Origin of the sequence: Sphingobacterium zeae, assembly GCF_030818895.1 — a bacterium.
In the GTDB taxonomy this organism is placed as follows: domain Bacteria; phylum Bacteroidota; class Bacteroidia; order Sphingobacteriales; family Sphingobacteriaceae; genus Sphingobacterium; species Sphingobacterium zeae.
The window spans coordinates 4,248,783-4,268,130 of record NZ_JAUTBA010000001.1 but is presented as its reverse complement, the minus strand read 5'-3'; the positions used below and the strand labels follow the sequence as shown (position 1 = coordinate 4,268,130).

Below are 19,348 nucleotides of genomic sequence, written 5' to 3'. Positions count from 1 at the left end.
TATAATTTAGCAAAAAAAATAAGACAAATGAGTTCTTCGAAACAAAAGATTTTAATTGTTGATGACGAAAAGGATATCTTGGATTTAATTGCATTCAACTTAAATCGGGAAGGTTATCAGGTCTCTACAGCGCAAAATGGGGAAGAGGCGATCAACGTTGCCAAACAGGTAAATCCTGATCTGATCATTTTGGATGTGATGATGCCCAAGATGGATGGCATTGAAGCTTGTCGCATCATGCGCGCGATGCCTGAATTTAAAAGCACATTCATGGTATTTTTAACGGCTAGAAGTGAAGAGTATTCGGAGATTGCTGGATTTCACGTTGGTGCAGACGATTATATTGCAAAGCCAATTAAGCCCCGTGCTTTAATGAGTCGCATCAATGCTATCTTGAGGAGAAATGCCACTGAAGAATCGGATGCCTCTGTTCAGGATAAAATTGAAATTTCCGACTTGGTTATCGATAGAGATTCATTCTTGGTCTACAAAGGAGAACAAAAGATTGTTCTAGCGAAGAAAGAGTTTGAGTTATTATATCTATTGGCATCAAAACCAAATAAGGTGTTTACACGCGAGCAGATCTTAAAGAGTATTTGGGAAGATTCAGTGGTAGTAACCAATCGCACGATTGACGTCCATATCCGCAAGCTGCGCGAAAAGATAGGTGATGATTACGTGACTACTGTAAAAGGTGTGGGATACAAATTTGATAAAGAATAAAGAAAGAGGCTCAGGCCTCTTTCTTGTTTTTCCAATCTTTGGGAAAGACATCCTGTTCAGGCATCGAACTCTTTCGCCAGATCATTTGATATCACGGTTACAAATCTTTACTTTTGACCTAAAGCAAAGTAAAAAATCAACATGTCATCTATTCTTATAAAATCTGCACAACTTGTTAATGAAGGTAAAGTTGAGGTTGCTGACGTATATATCAGCAATGGTCGAATCGAAATGATTGCTCAGGAAATAAACCATCCTGCTGATCAGGAAATCAATGCGGAGGGACTACATTTATTCCCTGGGCTTATTGATGATCAAGTCCATTTCAGAGAACCCGGATTAACATATAAAGCAGATATATGGCATGAAAGCCGTGCAGCAGTAGCTGGAGGCACCACCTCCTTTATGGAAATGCCTAATACGGTTCCAAACACATTAACGCAGCAGCTACTTCAAGATAAGTATGATATTGCAGCGAAAAGTGCGCTGGCCAATTATTCTTTCTTTATGGGAGCGGCGAACGATAATCTTGAGGAGGTCCTCAAAACGAATCCGAAAAATGTATGTGGCATAAAAGTTTTTATGGGTTCCTCTACTGGAAATATGTTGGTGGATAATGAAAAAGCATTGGAAGGGATTTTTGCGAATGCTCCAACCTTAATAGCTACACATTGTGAAGATGAGGCAACGATAAAGGCCAATCTGGCTTTATTTAAAGAAAAATATGGCGAAGATGGACTGAAAATTGAGATGCATCCCCTAATCCGTTCTGAAGAGGCCTGTTATTTATCTTCCTCAAAAGCTGTCGAACTGGCCAAAAAATACGATACGCGCTTGCATATCCTTCATATATCAACTGCCAAAGAAATTGCATTATTTACGAATGATATTCCATTAAAAGATAAAAAAATAACCGCTGAAGCGTGTATTCATCACCTGTGGTTTTCGGACCAGGATTACGCCTCAAAAGGTAATTTTATCAAATGGAATCCAGCGGTTAAAACAGCGAATGATCGCGACCAGATTCTAAAAGCTGTACTGGATGGTCATATCGATGTGATAGCGACAGATCACGCTCCGCATACCCTAGCGGAAAAATCTCAGGCCTACGCTTCAGCGCCAAGTGGAGGGCCTCTTGTGCAGCACGCATTGCAAGCTTTGCTCGATATGGTCAAAGCCGGAAAAATGACCCTGGAACAATTGGTGCAAAAGTCTGCACATAATACGGCTACATTGTTCGAAATTGAAGATAGAGGTTACATTCGTGAGGGATATTGGGCAGACCTTGTATTGGTCGACCTCAACAAGCCGTATACCGTATCGAAAGCTAATATCCTGTCAAAATGCGGCTGGTCGCCTTTTGAAGGACATACATTTAGTTCAACAATCGAGCATACTTTCGTATCGGGTAAACTTGCTTTCTCGAATGGACAGCTGATTGAAAAGGGTGCTGGAGAATGTCTGTTGTTCAACCGATAGTAATTAACATGATGAAGAAAAGGGCCTTTATAAAGTCGATCGCTTTAGGCGGATTGTCAATTCCTATGTTAGGGATGACACAGTCGGGAAAAGATCAAACTGAATTGTTCGGTCAAGCTGCTTTACTTGCGACGAAACTAAAACTGGGTGATACCATAGGATTAATAACGCCAGCTGGTGTGCTGGATGATGAGGAGTCAATTCGCATTGCAGGTGAAGTATTTACAACGCTAGGTTTTAACATTAAAGAGGGCAAACATATACGCAGTCGATACGGTAATTTGGCGGGTACAGATCAAGAGCGTATTGCAGATATACACGATATGTTTGCAGATAAGAGCGTCAATGCGATTGTCTGCATCAGAGGCGGTTCGGGGACATCCCGTCTTTTGGATAGATTAGATTATAAGCTGATAGCAAGTAACCCAAAAATCTTATTGGGATATTCGGACATTACAGCCTTAATTTTGGCATTGTATGCCAAAACGGGACTTGTGACATTTCATGGTGCGGTGGGTATCAGCACCTGGACGAAGAAGCTGGCAGAAGCTTTCAATGCCCAATTTGTAGCCAATAAGCCGTCGATATTTGAGAATCCCAAATCGAAAGGTGATAACCTTGTACAGACCAAAGACCGAATTGCCACCATTCATCCTGGTATAGTAGAAGGAACATTGCTGGGTGGAAATATGACCGTACTGACCGGCTTATGTGGTTCATCCTATCTGCCAAGCTTTAAAGATGCCATTCTTTTTATCGAAGAGGTGGACGAAGATATGGAACGTGTTGATCGCATGTTTTGCCAGTTGAAAAATGCTGGTATACTGGGGATAATCAAGGGGTTTATTTTTGGCAAGTGCACCGATTGTAAACCATCTGGGGGATATGGATCCGTAACACTTGACCAATTATTCAACGATTATATCAAACCGTTAAAAATACCGGCTTATACAGGAGCTGTCATTGGACATATTGCCGAGCAATTTATTTTGCCAGTAGGAGCAAAAGTCCGTATAGATGCATCGCAAGGAACGATTGCTTTAATGGAGCCAGCGCTAAAAGATTAAGATGAAATTAGTAAAAGAAGATTTCATCAAAGCCTTTTCTTTTTATAGAGAAAAGGCTTTGATGCATAGAAGATTTAAGCATGCCGATATTTTACCGCTAATAGAAAATATCGGGAGATCTGAACGTTTTGCTCTTGCGGAAATTGGGGCTTCTACGGAAGGTCGTTCGATATTTAGATTGCAGTACGGAAAAGGACCAATCAAGATACTTCTATGGTCACAAATGCACGGCGATGAACCTACGGCAACAATGGCAATGTTTGATCTGTTTAATTTTTTTAAGGGTAAAGATGATGGTTTTGATGCTTATAGGCATGATATAGAATCCAACGTGACTTTGTATTTTATTCCTATGCTAAATCCTGATGGCGCTGAACGGTTTCAACGGAGAACTGCAATGGATGTGGATATGAACAGAGATGCAAGAGCAACAGCAACCGTGGAAGCCGCCTTATTAAAAAAGCAAGCCATGTTGTTAAAGCCTGATTTTGCCTTCAATCTTCACAACCAAAACAATTATTATAACATTCCCGGAACAAGCACACCGGTGACCATTTCCCTATTGGCACCCGCCTATGATTATGCGCGTAATATCAATGAAACCCGGAGAGACGCCATGCGGGTGATTGTCGGTATAAATAAGATTCTTCAGGAATTTATACCTAATGCGGTAGCAAAGTATGACGATGAGCATACTCCGCGGGGATTTGGCGATAATTTTCAACAATGGGGGGCAAGGACGATCTTGATTGAGTCAGGAGCTTTTGCGGGTGATACCGAAAAAATGGTGGTGAGAAAATGTAATTTTATAGCATTGCTCAAAGCATTTGAGGAAATTGCTGACCAATCATTTGCACAATATGCGATTGCCGATTACGAATGCATACCCTTCAATGATGGAAAACTTCACGATGTAGTGTTGAGAAATCTGACGGTTGTGCAGGAGGGGAACCAAATCGTTGTTGATGTTGCCATTCGACAGCAGGAAAAGACAATAGGGACTGACTATTATGTGGAAGGAGCAATAGTAGACATTGGCGATTTGGCAGATTTTTATGGTTATGTGGATATTGATGTTTCTGGCCTTAAATTCATTCCGGCCAAGAAATATGATAAGTCGCTTCGTTGGGACCAATTGAACAGCGGTTTTATTCAGAATCTTTTGAGAGCGGGTATTGCTGCAGTCCATGTGGTAGGCTGTGGCGCTGCGGGTAAACTGCATCAGTTCCCAATGAACATTGTATCCAGCGATCGTTTCCTACTTGAAAGTTCGCTTAAACTCGATTCTTCAGCGAATTTTTTTATTGGGACGGATCAAAAAATGCGTTATGCTGTTGTTAACGGCTATTTTTTAGACCTTGCTGTTAGTCACCATCAACTACAGCATAGAAATAGACTGTACTAATTGCTTGGTGGTGTGTTAAACAAAAAAGGTCATTTTTAATGACCTTTTTTGTTTAAGAAATTAGTATCCTGGATTTTGTTCATCTTTTAACGCAGGATTAGCGTTTATTTCAGATTGAGGAATGGGTAATAGCGTTTTGTCAAACGTTCGATCAATTTCCTTTGGTCGTGTTTTGATCGTTAAGCCCTGAAAGTCATCATTGAAATTGATCTTTTTATTTAGACGGATCATATCCCAATAACGATGTCCTTCGCCAAACAGTTCTTTACTCTTTTCGTTTAGGATGGCCTCCTCACTGATCGATACAGCAGTGAACGCAGGGCGATTAGGAGAACGTTTGCTAATGGCATTTAATAAAGCCGCCGCTTTTGTCGGATCTGATGCTGGTTTTTTTAACGCTGCTTCAGCTGCAATAAGATAAACCTCCGACAGCCTGATGACTTTGATATTGACTGCTGTGTTATTGGTGTTTCCTTTATCACCCAGAGAATTTAATGGGAGCGACGTATTGGTATTGACACTGCCTAAATTTTTATAGACTGCTCCCATACGGGTAGCTGAGCTTTCATCACGACCTAAAATGGCCCAACGGATGTCACCGGCATCCTCCTTTAGTCGGTTAAGGTAATAATCACTGGCGTAGAACATGCCGCCCTGACCTCCGGTTCTCCGCATGAGATAATAGCCTAAGCTAGCTGTGCCAAGGTCTGCTTCACCTTCGTTGATGCCGAGTTCATAGATCGATTCGCTGCCATACATAGTTGTCCAAGAGCTCGCCCATTTTTCATTCTCATACAATTTATATACATTGTCAGCAATAATCTCATTCGCTTTCTGGTAAGCATTTTCGTAGTCTGCCATGGTCAGGTAAACACGACTTTGGATGGCTAGGTTTGCATAGTAGTTGATATAGCCGTTATCGGGCTTTTTGTTCGTGCTGAGCAGCTCTTGGCCTGCCTTCAGATCCTTTAGAATTTGTATGTAGACCTCATCTACTGTAGAACGACCCGGTTTATTATTATAGGAAGCTGAATTGATAACAATCGGTACTCCTCGGGCTGTTTTCTCCTGCGTATAGGATTTACCATATAACCTGACGAGGTCAAAATAAAATAAGGCGCGCAAGGTCAATAATTGTCCTTGCGCATTGGCGTACTGGGCTTTGGATGCTGCATCGACTTTTTCGATTTTCTCTAAGACATCATTTGTTTGGGCGATACAATAATAGATTTGAGACCAGAAGCCAGAGAAGTTGTTGGTTTCAGCATCTTGATTAAAGGAGTATAACTGATCTAACCCTCTTCCTTGCGAGTACACCGTTAGATCTCCCCCTTTAACCTCACCATACAGTTCAAAATTTCGGCCGTAATAACTTGATGAGGCGATAAGCCGGCTTAGGCCATTGATTCGGTTTCTGGCATCGCTTGCACTTTTTAAGCCTGTGTTGGCATCGATTGAATTCCCAGGTTCGACATCTAAGAAATCTTTGCAACTACTGAATGACGTCAATAGAGCAGCTGCTATAATGGATATTTTAACTATTTTCATGATGTAAAAATTAAGTATTAAAAACCGAGTTCAATTCCAAATGTATAGGTCTTTCCAATAGGGGTTTCCCATCCGCGCGTCGCATACTGACCGACTTCTGGGTCTGCAATCTTGTATTTGGATGCCGTTAATAGATTCGTACCATTAAAATAAACTCGTGCGTTGCTAAATCCGATTTTGTTCAATATGCTATTAGGTAGTCTATAACCAAAATTGATATTCTTTAATCTAAGGAAAGACGCGTCATGCAATTGCCTTGAACTATATTTTTGCGGATCTGTCAGGTCATTACCGTCCAGTTTTGGCAGTGTTCCTGCCGTATTATTGTCTGTCCACATGTGCTCAAATGCGTATTCAGAACGAATTCGTTCCCAGTAATAACCATCGTCAGCGACATCCTTGAATGCGCCATCATAAAGTTTTCCACCAATTTTATAAATGAAATTGAAGCCTAAATTGAAATTTTTATACTCGAAATCTGTATTTAGACCACCACTCACTTTTGGAACACCGTTGCCAATAATCGTATAGCTTGCCTGATCAAAATCATAGGTCGCCTTCCGTCCATTGTAGTCAAAAATATCCTCTCCTGTTTTATTATTGTTGGTATAATAAACGTTTCTACCATTTTTTTGATCTACACCAGCCCATTCGTAGCCGTAAAAGGCTAAAGTGGATTGTCCTTGTTGATAAATGAATTGCGCTCTCACGTCCCCACTTCCTTTTGTGTCATTTCCAACTGATCCTGTCGGATCATACCAAATGATATCTTGATTATCGTTTAGTTTTTGAACTTTAGAGGTAACAAATGCAGCATTTACATTGGCACTCCATCTGAAATTTTCCTTTTTAAGGATATCGCCGGTCAGTTCAATTTCTAGGCCTCTATTGTTGATTTGGCCTACATTTCTCAATACTGTACTAAAGCCGGTTGTTTGTGATGTGGGTACGTCCTGCAATAGGTTTTTAGAAGTTCTATTAAAGTATTCTACCGATCCTGTGATCCTATTTTGCAGAAAGCCAAATTCTAGGCCAGCATTTGTGGTATACGATGTTTCCCAGGTGATATCGGGGTCCGGATTCGATACCAAATTTCCACCAGGCTGACCTTTGTAATTGAAGTTGTTGAAGGATATAAGTCTTCTCCATCCAAAATTATCGGTTGGTAATGTTCCATTCACACCGTAGGATGCTTTAAGACGGAGTGTGCTGATTGCTTCGTTTTCTTTAAGCGATGGAAGATTTTTTAAACTATAGGCACCTGATATCGACCAAAAATCTCCCCATCGGTTTTTAGGTCCCAATTTGGAAGAGCCATCGCGACGGTAGGAAGCGGCAAGAAAATACGCATTGTCATAGTTGTATTCTGCTCTTCCGAGAAACGACATCAGATTATAACCCCAACTATACGCATTGGCCTCAAACTTACCCGCAGAGGAAATGTAAGGAAGTTCCGCAGAGCCCAGACCTCTTCCTGTTGTGCGCATAAAATCTGTTTTATTTTTTTCGGCCTCAAATCCAGCTAGTAAGTTCAGGCTGTGCTTATCGAAGGACTTACTGTAATTGATCGTGTTTGAACTCACCAATTTCAGCATATTGGTATTAAACTGATTGACAACTCCACCATCACTAACCCCATTGAAATGTTTAGCACTATAATAGAGGTAGTCTTTCATGTCTGTGTAGTCATAAGAGAATACCGTTTTGGCGATTAAGCTCGGAAGGATACTCCAAGTCAAATTGCTAATGACACCCAATTTGTTTGTTTTGGAACTGTTGTTCCATTGTTTATCATAATAATCGGCGTTATACGCATAACTACCGTATCTATCGGTCCAATCTTCTCCAGTCTTATAGTTTGTCGGCCAATACAAAGGCCACAAAAGATTTCTGGATTGGAGGAAGTAATTGGAACCTGTATTTCTAGTGTCATTAAAACCTTTTTTCTTGTTGTGTCCAATGTTGATATTGGTGCCAAATTCGAGGTTGTCTACAATCTTTTGCGTGAGGTTAAGACGGCCGGATATACGTTCGAAATCATTGACTCTAATTCTGCTTTTATCGGTGGTATAACCTATGGAGGAGAAGTACTTTGTTGCATCAGTTCCGCCAGAAAGCGAAAGGTTATTGTCTTGAAAAATTCCGGTACGGAATAGTGCTTTGTCCCAATCGTAATATTTACCTTCCCTATTTTCGATACCATCGGTCATTCCGAGGATGTTTACATTATCGTATCGACCATTACCGTTTGTTTCGAAGCGATAACCGTGTTTGTTGAATTTATTATTCAGCTGCGTTAAAGCATAGGTATTGGCCTCCGCTTCAGTTTTTCCGTTTGAGGCGCGGTAGTCGTAAAAGATCTGGTACAACATATTCACTTGGTCCTGTGGCGAGGCAGGTTCGTAGTTATCTGTCGCCCAAGTTGGCGTAAAGCCAAGGGATGTCTTGAAATTTACCGTCGGTTTGCCAGCTTTTCCCTTTTTTGTCGTAATTAAGATCACCCCATTTGCTGCCCTTGAACCATACAAAGAGGATGCTGCCGCATCTTTTAATACCGTGATGGTTTCAATATCATCGGGATTTAAATTGCCCATGACATTATTGGAGGTGTAGATGTAATCGCCCATCTGTCCTCCGGATCCGGAATTCGCCGGTACTCCGTCAATGACATATAGCGGTTCATTGGAGGCATTCATCGAGCCAATACCCCGAATACGAATACTTGGTGTAGATCCAGCCTGGCCAGAGGGAGTCGATACCGTAAGTCCGGCAACACGTCCACTGAGAGCCCCTTCGAATGAAGTGACTGGTACATTATCGATATCTTTCGCTTTCACAGTAGCAGCGGAACCCGTATAGGTACTTTTTTTTGCAGTACCATAAGCCACAACCATAACTTCATCCAGGGCTTGCTCATTACTGGCTAAGGTGATGTTGATCGTTTTGCGTCCATTGACCTGAATTTCTTGTGGGCTATAGCCAACAGCAGATATACTTAATATCGAATTGGCGTTTGTGGTTAAGGTAAACAGGCCGTTTTCATTTGTTGAGGTTCCTTGGCTAGCGCTTTTTACAGTTATTGTAACTCCGCTAACTGGTTTTCCATTACTGTCCGTAATTTTACCGGCAATTTGGATCTGTTGTGCATATAAAGACTGCATCGAACTACAGGCTATGAGACACAACGTTGTGAGCACATGTTGTTTCATAAAAGTTTGAATTGATTAGTTTAGTTTTTAATATTTTGGTGCTTTCGAGCGTTGGTCAAACTGCGATAGCAATCAGTGCAATATTTTCTTTAAGAAAAAACATTGCACTGAATATAATCTTATTTTTTTACAATTCCAATCCCTGGACGGTCCGGAAGAATGCAGTTGCCATGTACAACGGTCATGCCGTCGTAAACATCATTTCCAATCAATAATGCGCCGTCTAAGTCTGCCCAGTCCGATAGGGGGGCAAGTTGTGCCGCGGCACTGATGGCACAGGATGTCTCGGTCATACAGCCGATCATCACTTTCATTTCCAAAGAATGGGCAAGCTCGGCCATACGTTTGGCCTCCCGCATGCCAGTACATTTCATCAATTTGATATTAATTCCTGAATACACACCCTTTAATGCAGGAACATCTACAAGTCGTTGACATCCTTCATCGGCAATTGTTGGTATTGGGCTGTTTTCGGTTAACCAGGCATTGTCATCTATCTGTTCCTTGGGCATGGGCTGCTCTAAGAAGGAAACGTTTCTTTCTGCAAGCCAGTGCGCCATCTCCAAAGCCTCCTCGCGCGTTTTCCAACCTTGATTGACGTCCGCGCACAGCGGGCGGTCTGTCACCTGCCGGATGGTATCAATAATCATTTTGTCAGTATCTAGCCCAAGCTTTACTTTTAAAATTTTAAAACTGATCAGCTTCGGCTACTTTTTTCCGTATCATTTGTTCGGAATCAATGCCTATTGTATACGATGTCGGAGGAATACGATCCGGATTTAGTCCCCATATCTTATAATAAGGTTGATTCATGATTTTTCCAAGGACATCATGCAGGGCGATATCAATTGCGGCCTTTGCAGCTGTATTTTTCAACGCAATCTGATCGATATAATGTAAAATATCTTCGGTTTGAAAAGGAGAATTGAACCCTGTCAGATCGATCTGATTGAGGAACGATAGGACACTTTCTTGCGATTCGCCAAGATAAGGGGGCATACTTGCCTCACCATAACCTATAATCCCATCATATTCTAACTCGGTCAATACAATGGGTGTAGTGCTTCTGCTGAAAGAAGCGACCGTAAAGACATGGTTGAGCGTTAGTGTATACGGGCGGAATCTTAATTTAAAGGCTCCAAAATCTTTATTGATCCATTGAGATTGGTTGCTCATCGTTATCTTATTTGTTGTTGTAATAATTGCTTTCAGCGATTTTTTGTATAGCGCTATCATTGGTGCCGAGGTAACGGCGTGCAGCAACGACAGTACGGGTTTGGAAATCATCGTAGTTGGAGGCGTCCTTGAGCATGCTATTGATCCGAACCAAACCTGCTGCGTGAATAAAAGTGCCATTACCCATATAAAGCGCCACATGGGTTACCCGAGCATTTGGATTGTTATTTTTGCCTGCCGCAAAAAACAGTAAGTCGGCCGGTTTTAAGTTTTTAAGTGCTTTCTCAGGGTCAAAATGTCCTTCTTCATCTAAAATATCAATTTTTTCTCCGGCGAGAACTTGTTGCGATGCATCTCTCGGTATCACAAAGCCGTTCATAAAGAAGCTGGTTTTGGTAAAACCACTGCAGTCGACACCTTTTACCGAAGTTCCACCCCATAAATAGGGAAGACCCAACATGGTTTTCGCACTGGCGATAATATTTTCTGCTGTCGGATTGCGCGTTTTAAACCAATCTTTTAGCGTCAGGCTTTCTGACTTTTTAATATAGCCCAAACGTCCATCGGGATAGGCGATCTGATAAAAATTACCTTTCTGCCCTTTTAATTGCAGGATGTCACCATACACCAGGTCAGAAACGCGCTGGCTCTTTTCATTTGGTTCGGAATATGATTTTCCGAATTCTGCTGTATAGATAACTTTTTCTGCTTGCCGCCAATTGTCCAATGCAATGTTGTCCATCACTTCAATGGACGAGGCCGGTACCCACGCAATATAACCGTCGGGTGTGCGGACACGATAGTCTCCACTTTTTTTCTGCAGAAGATCCACCTGCGTGCCCAATAAAACCTGGCTCGTTAACTCCGCCGCATTATCTGGAAATGTCCGCATATTTGCAACGGACAGCCGAATCACTCCAGTAGTTTTTTCGCCTACACTGGCGTCAGGAAGAAGCTGTACCTGAATATTAGCCGCTATTTCTTTTGCTTTTTTTTCCAAAACGAATTGAGCATCTTTCTCGGTTGTTTCAATCACATATTGATTTTGTACGACATCCGCTTTTTGGATGGCCACGATTTTGGTTCTTTTATCAGGAGCAAATTGACTTTTTACGTTTTCTTGCAACTCTTTAACCTTGAAATACGTAGTGGAATCTAGCTGTTGTGCAGCGCTGCTGCCAATGCCTACGAGGGATGCATAAGCTAAAATAGTGAATTTTAGGGTGTTTTTCATGCGAATTAGTTTGTTTTTAAAGATAGGATTAATTCGTAATATAAGGCAATTTTTATTGTCGATTTTTGAGTGATTTTGATGTTATGTTGCTAAAAAACGAATGAGTGGGTTTAATTTTAATAAAAGTATCTAATTGCTAAAACCATTTTGTAATATTGCTTATTGATTGTGAAATCATAGGTTCTAGATTGGTTTGATGCCTTTAAAATGCGAAACCCTGTTCTGCAACGTAAGTTGATTAAGTGGATTGAGGCTATTTTGGATGGGTATAATGCAGCGAAAGTATACGTGGTCAGATGCATCCAATGGGAGATTTGTTTTATTAGGAGGCTAAAATCAGCTTTCAGCAATTGTGTTGCTGCAAGGTTAAACCAAGATTTTATATAAAAGATGAATAAGAAAATGAGTTCAAGACGTAATTTTATTAAGCAAGGTTTGATGGCTGCTACGACAATGGGGGCCTTGACAGCATTTGATGCAAAAGGATTGACGGGTGCAGCAAATGGCAATTTGAAAAAATATCCTATCGTTATTTCCACGTGGGATTTCGGCATTGCAGCAAATAAAGCCGCTTGGGAAATATTGTCAAAGGGAGGGAAGGCATTAGATGCCGTAGAACAAGGCGTCCGTGTGCCCGAAGCCGATCTGAAAAATATGACCGTTGGTAAGGGGGGCTATCCCGATCGCGATGGGCATGTCTCACTTGATGCCTGCATCATGGATTCGGACGGAAATTGTGGCGCTGTTGCCGGAATGGAAAAAATTGGACATCCAATATCTGTCGCACGCTTGGTTATGGAAAAAACACCGCATGTGATGCTTGTCGGCGAGGGTGCGTTGCAATTTGCTTTGGAAAATGGTTTTAAAGAAGAAAATCTATTGACTCCAGAAGGTGAAAAAGCTTGGAAGGAGTGGTTAAAAGAGAAGAAATACAAGCCGGTAGCCAATATCGAAAACCAGTCTTTTGCAGCGGAGCGCTTGCCTGGCAACCAGTATAACCACGATACGATCGGGATGTTGGCATTGGATTCCAGCGGGAATATATCTGGCGCTTGTACCACAAGTGGCATGGCGTTCAAAATGCATGGACGCGTGGGAGATAGCCCGATTATTGGTGCTGGGCTCTATGTTGATAATGAAGTTGGCGGGGCCACATCTACCGGAGTGGGTGAAGAAGTGATACGCAATGTCGGTAGTTTTTTGGTTGTCGAGTTGATGCGCCAGGGATATACGCCTGAAGATGCCTGCAAGGAAGCTGTTATGCGTATCGTGAAGAAAAAGCCTGCAATTGCCAAAGAAATCCAAGTTGGATTCTTAGCCATCAATAAAAACGGTGAATATGGTGCATATGCTTTACAACAAGGTTTTTCCTATGCAGTTTGCGACGGTGAACAGCAAGATTTACTCATCAAGGGAAAGCATTACTATTAAGATGAGGCGTGTCTGAATATGAGATCTTAGTGTTCAGAGATCATATAACGTAGACATTTATTTTGCAGTGATAGTAGGAGAAGTCATTGTATCATCAGCATCTGGCTGTTTGAATAATTAAATTAAAATACACAATAATATAAAAAGTATGAAAGCAACATTCGGAGGAGGATGTTTTTGGTGTACAGAAGTTATTTTCCAAAACACCGAAGGAGTGACATCAGTTTTGCCGGGATATATGGGCGGACACATAGATAACCCTACTTATGAGCAGGTTTGTACCGGTACTACGGATCACGTTGAGGTTGTAGAATTCGAATATGATGAGGAATTGGTCAATTACGAGGATCTGTTGAAAATATTCTTTAAGACACATAATCCAACGACATTAAACCGTCAGGGCAACGATGTGGGAACACAGTATCGATCAGTTGTATTTTATCATAACGAAGAACAGGAGATCTTAGCAAAGAATTTCATTGATGAGTTGGACAGTGAAGACGTGTATGAAGATCCTATCGTTACTGCAGTTGAGCCCGCTTCAACATTTTGGCTTGCGGAGGATTATCACCACAATTATTTCAACACCCACCCTGAAAATCCATTCTGTTCGGTTGTCATTGCGCCGAAACTTCAAAAATTCTTTAACGAATTTAAAGCGTAAAAAAACCACAGCAAAGTCTCGTAACTGGAAAAGTTTCAAGTGGAAATAATACTGTAAAATAGGTTTTAGATATCCCACAAATGTACAAAAGCAGTAAAGGATAAAAAATTGATAAGCATAAAAAAGGCTCGAACTGATCTTCGAGCCTTTTTTACGTACAGTATATAATTTAGAACATTTCCATCTGTCCTTTATCGTCGATTTGGATATCGTTTGGATTGGTTATTTCCAAGGTGATATCATCATTTTTATCTGTTGGCTCATCCCCTTTTTGAGGAGTTGCTGTTGCGGTAGCTGTTGTTTCTACAGCAGCGTCAGTTGTTTGCGCTGCAGCAGTAGTATTTGCAGAAGTCGCCGTTGCTTTTTCTTTTTGACTTAAATCTTCATCAGCAGTCAAGAGGACAACTGATTTTACGGTATGAAACGACAGACGATTTCCTTGTGCTTTTATCCCTTTTACATCGATGATTTCAGTCAAAGGTTGATCAAGAGTTTCTTCCGTTTGGGATTTGCCTTTTAAAATATCCAATTTGACGATAGGTTCGGTCGCATTACTCATTAAGATCAATTTCGAACCTGCGTCTTCATTGATAAAGGAAATGCGCTTTCCAATAGGCTGATCATCAAATTTGAAACGTTTGACAAAATATGTTCCGCTTTTTCCATCCTGATGAATAACAGTATAGATGTGGTCTGGATAATATTTTTCGATGCGGATCATTTTCTCATCAAAGTGGTTGCTCAAATCAAAGTTTGATAATTCGTAGCTACCGTCCGATAGTACTATCAATATCTTATCATCGCCATCGAACTCACCCAAATACTGACCGCGTTCATCAGCATTTAGCCGTTTCATAATGGTGTCGTACCATATTTTTCGTCCGGCCAATGTGGATACACCGGAGCTTTTAAAGCTAATTTTTTTGACGGGGTATTTGGATACAATATTTCCTTGCGAAGCACGGCCTTTGATCGCTATTTCGGCAAAGTCCATATCAAAATTCAACTTGCGCAATTTTGTATGCGGTTTAAGCTGTATATTGACTACCTCAGCTTCACCGTTCGGATTGGCTGTGAAATACAGGATTTTAGATCCTTTGGAACCTTTGGATACATCATATTCCTTATCCCGAGTGACGCCCACCACAGCGAAACGTTTGATAAAACTGGTGCCTGTTTCACCTTCTTTATAGATGGCGTTATAGATTGTCCGCTCGTCACCTTTTTTGAACACAGCAACGTGGATAATTCCCTTTCCGACAAACACTTTATCCTGGATTTTACTGACGACGTATTTGCCGTCCTCACGGAATACAATAATATCGTCTATATCAGAACAATCGCATACAAACTCATCTTTCTTCATGCCCGATCCAATAAATCCTTCTTCACGATTGACATAGAGTTTGGTGTTTGCCAAGGCAACTTGGGTAGCTTCTACTTTGTCGAATATGCGCAATTCGGTTTTGCGTTCACGGTCTTTACTATACTTTTCACGTAACTTTTCGAACCATGCAATGGCATATTCTGTCAGTTGACGTAAATGCCGTTTGACTTCTTTGATCTCATTTTCGAGCGTCTTCATCATTTCGTCCGATTTTTTAACATCGAAACGTGTAATACTGCTCATGGGTTTATCGATCAATTTCTTGTAATCTTCGGGGCGTATGTCCCGATAAAATTGATCAAAGAATGGTTCAAACAAGCGATTTAGAACTTGCACAACGGTATCGAAGTCACCTGCATTTTCGTAATCCGGATGTTTGTACATCCCTTCCTGGATAAATATTTTTAATAGACTACTGAAGAATATTTTTTCTTGAAGATCGTTCAAACGAATCTCCAATTCTCTTTTCAATAGGTTTTTAGTGTTTATGGTATTCTCGATGAGAATATCATTGACACTCATAAAATGAGGTTTTTCATCCTTGATCACACAGGTATTTGGTGAAATGGAGACCTCACAGGCTGTAAAAGCGTACAGGGCATCGATCGTTACATCCGGAGATATTCCGGGCGCTAAATGCACAATGATCTCAACATTGCCTGCGGTATTGTCCTCTATTTTTTTAATTTTAATCTTCCCTTTATCGTTGGCTGTAACGACACTTTCAATCAGACCGCCGGTGGTGGTTCCGAAGGGAATTTCTGTAATTGCGAGCGTCTTTTTGTCGCGTTCCTCAATCTTTGCCCGTACACGGATTTTACCGCCACGTTGACCTTCATTATAATTGGAGACGTCGGCCATACCGCCAGTAGGGAAGTCTGGAAATATATTTGGACGTTCACCATTTAATACCTGAATTGACCCGTCGATAAGCTCAATGAAATTATGCGGCATGATCTTCGTCGCCAGTCCTACGGCGATCCCTTCGGCTCCTTGAGCCAACAATAGCGGGAATTTTACCGGTAAGGTAACAGGTTCACGATTACGGCCATCGTAACTCAATTGCCACTCCGTTGTTTCGGGGTTAAAAACCACGTCATTGGCAAATTTAGATAATCTTCCCTCGATGTAACGAGGAGCCGCCGCAGAATCGCCCGTAATTGGGAAGCCCCAATTCCCCTGACAGTCGATCAAAAGGTCTTTTTGTCCCAGTTGTACCATGGCATCGCCAATAGAAGCATCGCCGTGAGGATGGTATTTCATCGTATTACCGATGACGTTAGCAGCTTTATTATATCTGCCATCATCCATTTCCTTTAGGGAATGGAGGATACGACGTTGTACGGGTTTTAAACCGTCATTAATATGGGGTACGGCTCTGTCCAAGATAACATAGGAGGCATAGTCCAAAAACCAGTTTTCGTAGAGACCCGATAAAGGGATCGTCTGACTTCCGCTTTCTGTTTTTCCTGATCCCAGGTCGTCTTGATTATCTTCCTTTGGGAAGTTTGTTTCGTCACTCATTTACTCAGCAATAGATTAAATTGTACAATACAGAAATCTTCGAAATATTATTTTATTCGAACGTGTAAAAATACAAAACCATTTTGTTTTATCACAGCGAAACTATGAAAAGTTAAAAAAATTAGCTTTTAAAACTAATATAATTAGTTTTTTAGTGTATCGGGGAACAAATCATACCAATAACACGGAATATCCCATGGATCGAGATGAAATTGCTCTGTTACCTGAAAACCTATTTTTTCCAACACATTTCGCGACCCCTTGTTTTGGATATGTGTGACGCCATGTACATCAAAATGGGTCAGGTGTTCTCGATAATAGTGCATACAGGCTGCCGCCGCTTCTGTCGCATAGCCTTTGCGCCAGGATTCCTTTCTGAAACGATAGCCGAGATCTAGAAATCCAATCCGCCCATTTTCCAATTCGTTCATGTATTTGAAACCCGTCCAGCCTATCCAGTCGCTGCTTGATTTCTCAACGACCCCTAGACGACCTATACCGTATCGCTCATATTGTTGCTGAATATGGGTGATTACTTTTTTTATTTCTTCAATGGATTGTACAGGTTCGTTATTCAGAAAAGTATGCACCTCGGGCTGTGAATCCATTGCGAAAAAATAAGCAGCATCATCGAGCTGTATCGGGCGGATAATTAAACGTTCGGTTTCCAGTATTGGTAGGTATTTTTCCATAGCTTTTTTATTCATGTTGAATGACTTGATTCGCCGTTATAGCCAAAGCTTATCGATATCTTTCTTCAGTATCTTTTCTTTCATTTCTTCCTCAAAGTCTCCAAATTGATCACTTTTGACGGATTTACTGATTCTGCCAGCTTCGATTACCAAGATTTCATCGCAGGTATCTTTTAAAGTGGAAAAGATATGGGAGGAAATCAATATGATCTTTCCCATTGCTTTTAGACGGAGAATAATTTCTGTAAGAATGATACTGCTCTGCAGATCAATACCATTAAAAGGTTCGTCCAGAATATAGTAATTATTGTCTTGCAGCAACGTAGCCGTCAGCGCAAGCTTTTTTTTCATCCCTGTGGAATAAGAGCTTGCATATTCCTTCAGCGGCAACTCGAAAATATTTCTTTCACTAAGATTTTTGATCTTCTTTGCACGTGCATCTGTCAGCAGATAAATATACTCTTCACCTGTTAGCTTCGACATGAAATAAGGATCCGACGTTAAGTAGCCTAAATTATTCTTTAACGGCTGCTCAGCGGATGTTATAGTGCCTGAGTGCGTTTCAAGTCCTGCAAGACAACGAAATAGCGTTGTTTTTCCTGCACCATTTTCGCCAACAATGCCATATACCTTTCCACCGCTAAAGGTATAAGAGATTCCGCGGAGTACCTGATGTTGTCCAAAAGATTTACTGAGATTCGTAAGCTCGATCATAAATAATTTTTAAGGTTGTTGACGGCTTTAATGTAATAAAAGGGCAGTAGCGCAAATATCAATGGAAAAAAGCTAAAACAAAGCACTAACGCAAAGCCTTCCGGGAAATTGATTTCTCTTGGGTAAGCGACGTATTTTAATGTAATTGCAAAAGGGAGCAGAAAAAAGATACCTCCCAGCACAATGCAGGCATTGAATAGCGCTGAGGGAAAGAGAAGGACGTAAATAAGGAGGAGAGGAAATGCAAATAGAAGACATTGCAAAATTCCCCGTCTAAATTTTCGCATAAGAAAGCCACTTGGTGTATGATTGTCATTCCAAAGGTAAAAAATCGGTTCCGGTAACTGGTAAAATAAAACGCAAGTGAGCCCAATGCATGCAACACAAAACAAGACAAGATTGGGATTGGCAACATAAAAACCTATGCCAGCCAATAGATATAAAGTGATTAAAAGAAGGTAACTCCTACGGAATCCGATAATAAATTCAAAAGGTTTTTTTGCGAATGGTGTCGGAATGGACTTGCCAAAAGCCTTAAATGTCAAAAATGCAAAAAGTACAGCTAATACAATCAAAAACAGTGCATATGGCCAATGACTCTGAAGGAGAAGAATGACAAACGAAGGGATAACGACCACGGCATTCTCCCAAAGTCTGATTTTATAAAAATCTCTTCTGCTGAATGTGTTTTTTAAAAAATCATTTCTATTTTTTTCAGTGAGTAGAAAAAGTAGTTGAAAATTACCCAGTATCAGGGCGTAATAGCCAAAATTAGGGTATTGAAACAAAGCATAATAGATTAGGTAGCATAACCCAAACAATAGGAGATAGGCGATCGGAACAGGTATTCCTGTAGCTTTGATATGACGAACGAGTAATTTGTATTGGAGCTTTAAATAATTGCTTACCATGATAAATCAAACTTAGATAAATTACCTTTTATATGCAATATAATTGCGTGGCATATAAAAACAGGTATTCGATTTTCTCTGTTCTTCTCGGTACTCGGATTACTGCGCAGTTTACTGATTTCTCCGCTATCCATTGAGAAATACATTTAAAGAGGAAATGAGGTTTTGTCCTGCATGAGTTTGC

15 protein-coding genes are annotated in these 19,348 nt (G+C 40.9%); 6 read left to right on the top strand and 9 right to left on the bottom strand.

Annotated features, from left to right (window positions below; genetic code table 11):
- Positions 1-27: 27 nt before the first annotated feature.
- The 4 genes from QE382_RS17940 to QE382_RS17925 all read left to right on the top strand — a co-directional run bounded on the left by QE382_RS17940 (position 28) and on the right by QE382_RS17925 (position 4,674).
- Positions 28-723 (top strand): response regulator transcription factor, encoded by a 696-nt coding sequence (locus QE382_RS17940; protein ID WP_209579101.1) that lies wholly within the window; start codon positions 28-30, stop codon positions 721-723.
- 141 nt (positions 724-864) lie between these two features.
- Positions 865-2,202, top strand: coding sequence for a dihydroorotase (locus QE382_RS17935; RefSeq protein ID WP_307187131.1), 1,338 nt, complete (start codon positions 865-867; stop codon positions 2,200-2,202).
- An 8-nt stretch (positions 2,203-2,210) separates the two neighbouring features.
- Positions 2,211-3,269: a S66 peptidase family protein gene (locus QE382_RS17930; RefSeq protein ID WP_307187130.1), complete on the top strand. Its 1,059-nt coding sequence runs from the start codon at positions 2,211-2,213 to the stop codon at positions 3,267-3,269.
- Position 3,270: 1 nt separating this feature from the next.
- The gene (locus QE382_RS17925) at positions 3,271-4,674 is read left to right on the top strand and encodes a M14 family zinc carboxypeptidase (protein ID WP_307187129.1); all 1,404 of its coding nucleotides are present in this window, start codon (positions 3,271-3,273) and stop codon (positions 4,672-4,674) included.
- 60 nt (positions 4,675-4,734) lie between these two features.
- Here QE382_RS17925 and QE382_RS17920 read toward each other — a convergent pair whose 3' ends face one another.
- From QE382_RS17920 to QE382_RS17900, 5 genes are all read right to left on the bottom strand, one after another.
- Positions 4,735-6,222: a RagB/SusD family nutrient uptake outer membrane protein gene (locus QE382_RS17920; protein ID WP_307187128.1), complete on the bottom strand. Its 1,488-nt coding sequence runs from the start codon at positions 6,220-6,222 to the stop codon at positions 4,735-4,737.
- Between the two features lie 17 nt (positions 6,223-6,239).
- Positions 6,240-9,431: a SusC/RagA family TonB-linked outer membrane protein gene (locus QE382_RS17915; protein WP_307187126.1), complete on the bottom strand. Its 3,192-nt coding sequence runs from the start codon at positions 9,429-9,431 to the stop codon at positions 6,240-6,242.
- Positions 9,432-9,550: 119 nt separating this feature from the next.
- Positions 9,551-10,081, bottom strand: a complete 531-nt coding sequence (locus QE382_RS17910; RefSeq protein ID WP_307187125.1) for an enolase C-terminal domain-like protein — start codon at positions 10,079-10,081, stop codon at positions 9,551-9,553.
- A 37-nt stretch (positions 10,082-10,118) separates the two neighbouring features.
- Positions 10,119-10,607 (bottom strand): enolase-like domain-containing protein, encoded by a 489-nt coding sequence (locus QE382_RS17905; RefSeq protein WP_307187124.1) that lies wholly within the window; start codon positions 10,605-10,607, stop codon positions 10,119-10,121.
- A 7-nt stretch (positions 10,608-10,614) separates the two neighbouring features.
- Positions 10,615-11,841: a C40 family peptidase gene (locus QE382_RS17900; RefSeq protein ID WP_307187123.1), complete on the bottom strand. Its 1,227-nt coding sequence runs from the start codon at positions 11,839-11,841 to the stop codon at positions 10,615-10,617.
- A 390-nt stretch (positions 11,842-12,231) separates the two neighbouring features.
- Here QE382_RS17900 and QE382_RS17895 point away from each other — a divergent pair, with 390 nt between their 5' ends.
- Positions 12,232-13,272, top strand: a complete 1,041-nt coding sequence (locus QE382_RS17895; RefSeq protein ID WP_370877882.1) for a glycosylasparaginase — start codon at positions 12,232-12,234, stop codon at positions 13,270-13,272.
- 148 nt (positions 13,273-13,420) lie between these two features.
- Complete coding sequence (gene msrA / locus QE382_RS17890) at positions 13,421-13,936, top strand: peptide-methionine (S)-S-oxide reductase MsrA (protein ID WP_307187122.1); 516 nt, start codon at positions 13,421-13,423, stop codon at positions 13,934-13,936.
- Positions 13,937-14,105: 169 nt separating this feature from the next.
- Here msrA and QE382_RS17885 read toward each other — a convergent pair whose 3' ends face one another.
- The 4 genes from QE382_RS17885 to QE382_RS17870 form a co-directional block, all read right to left on the bottom strand.
- Positions 14,106-16,847, bottom strand: coding sequence for a DNA gyrase/topoisomerase IV subunit A (locus QE382_RS17885; protein WP_307187121.1), 2,742 nt, complete (start codon positions 16,845-16,847; stop codon positions 14,106-14,108).
- A 143-nt stretch (positions 16,848-16,990) separates the two neighbouring features.
- A complete protein-coding gene (locus QE382_RS17880) occupies positions 16,991-17,554 on the bottom strand; it encodes a GNAT family N-acetyltransferase (protein ID WP_307187120.1) in 564 nt (187 codons plus the stop codon).
- A gap of 21 nt (positions 17,555-17,575) precedes the next feature.
- Positions 17,576-18,253 (bottom strand): ABC transporter ATP-binding protein, encoded by a 678-nt coding sequence (locus QE382_RS17875; protein WP_307187119.1) that lies wholly within the window; start codon positions 18,251-18,253, stop codon positions 17,576-17,578.
- Positions 18,250-19,164 (bottom strand): hypothetical protein, encoded by a 915-nt coding sequence (locus QE382_RS17870; RefSeq protein WP_307187118.1) that lies wholly within the window; start codon positions 19,162-19,164, stop codon positions 18,250-18,252. The genes QE382_RS17875 and QE382_RS17870 overlap by 4 nt, the downstream gene beginning before the upstream one ends.
- Between the last annotated feature and the right edge of the window lie 184 nt (positions 19,165-19,348).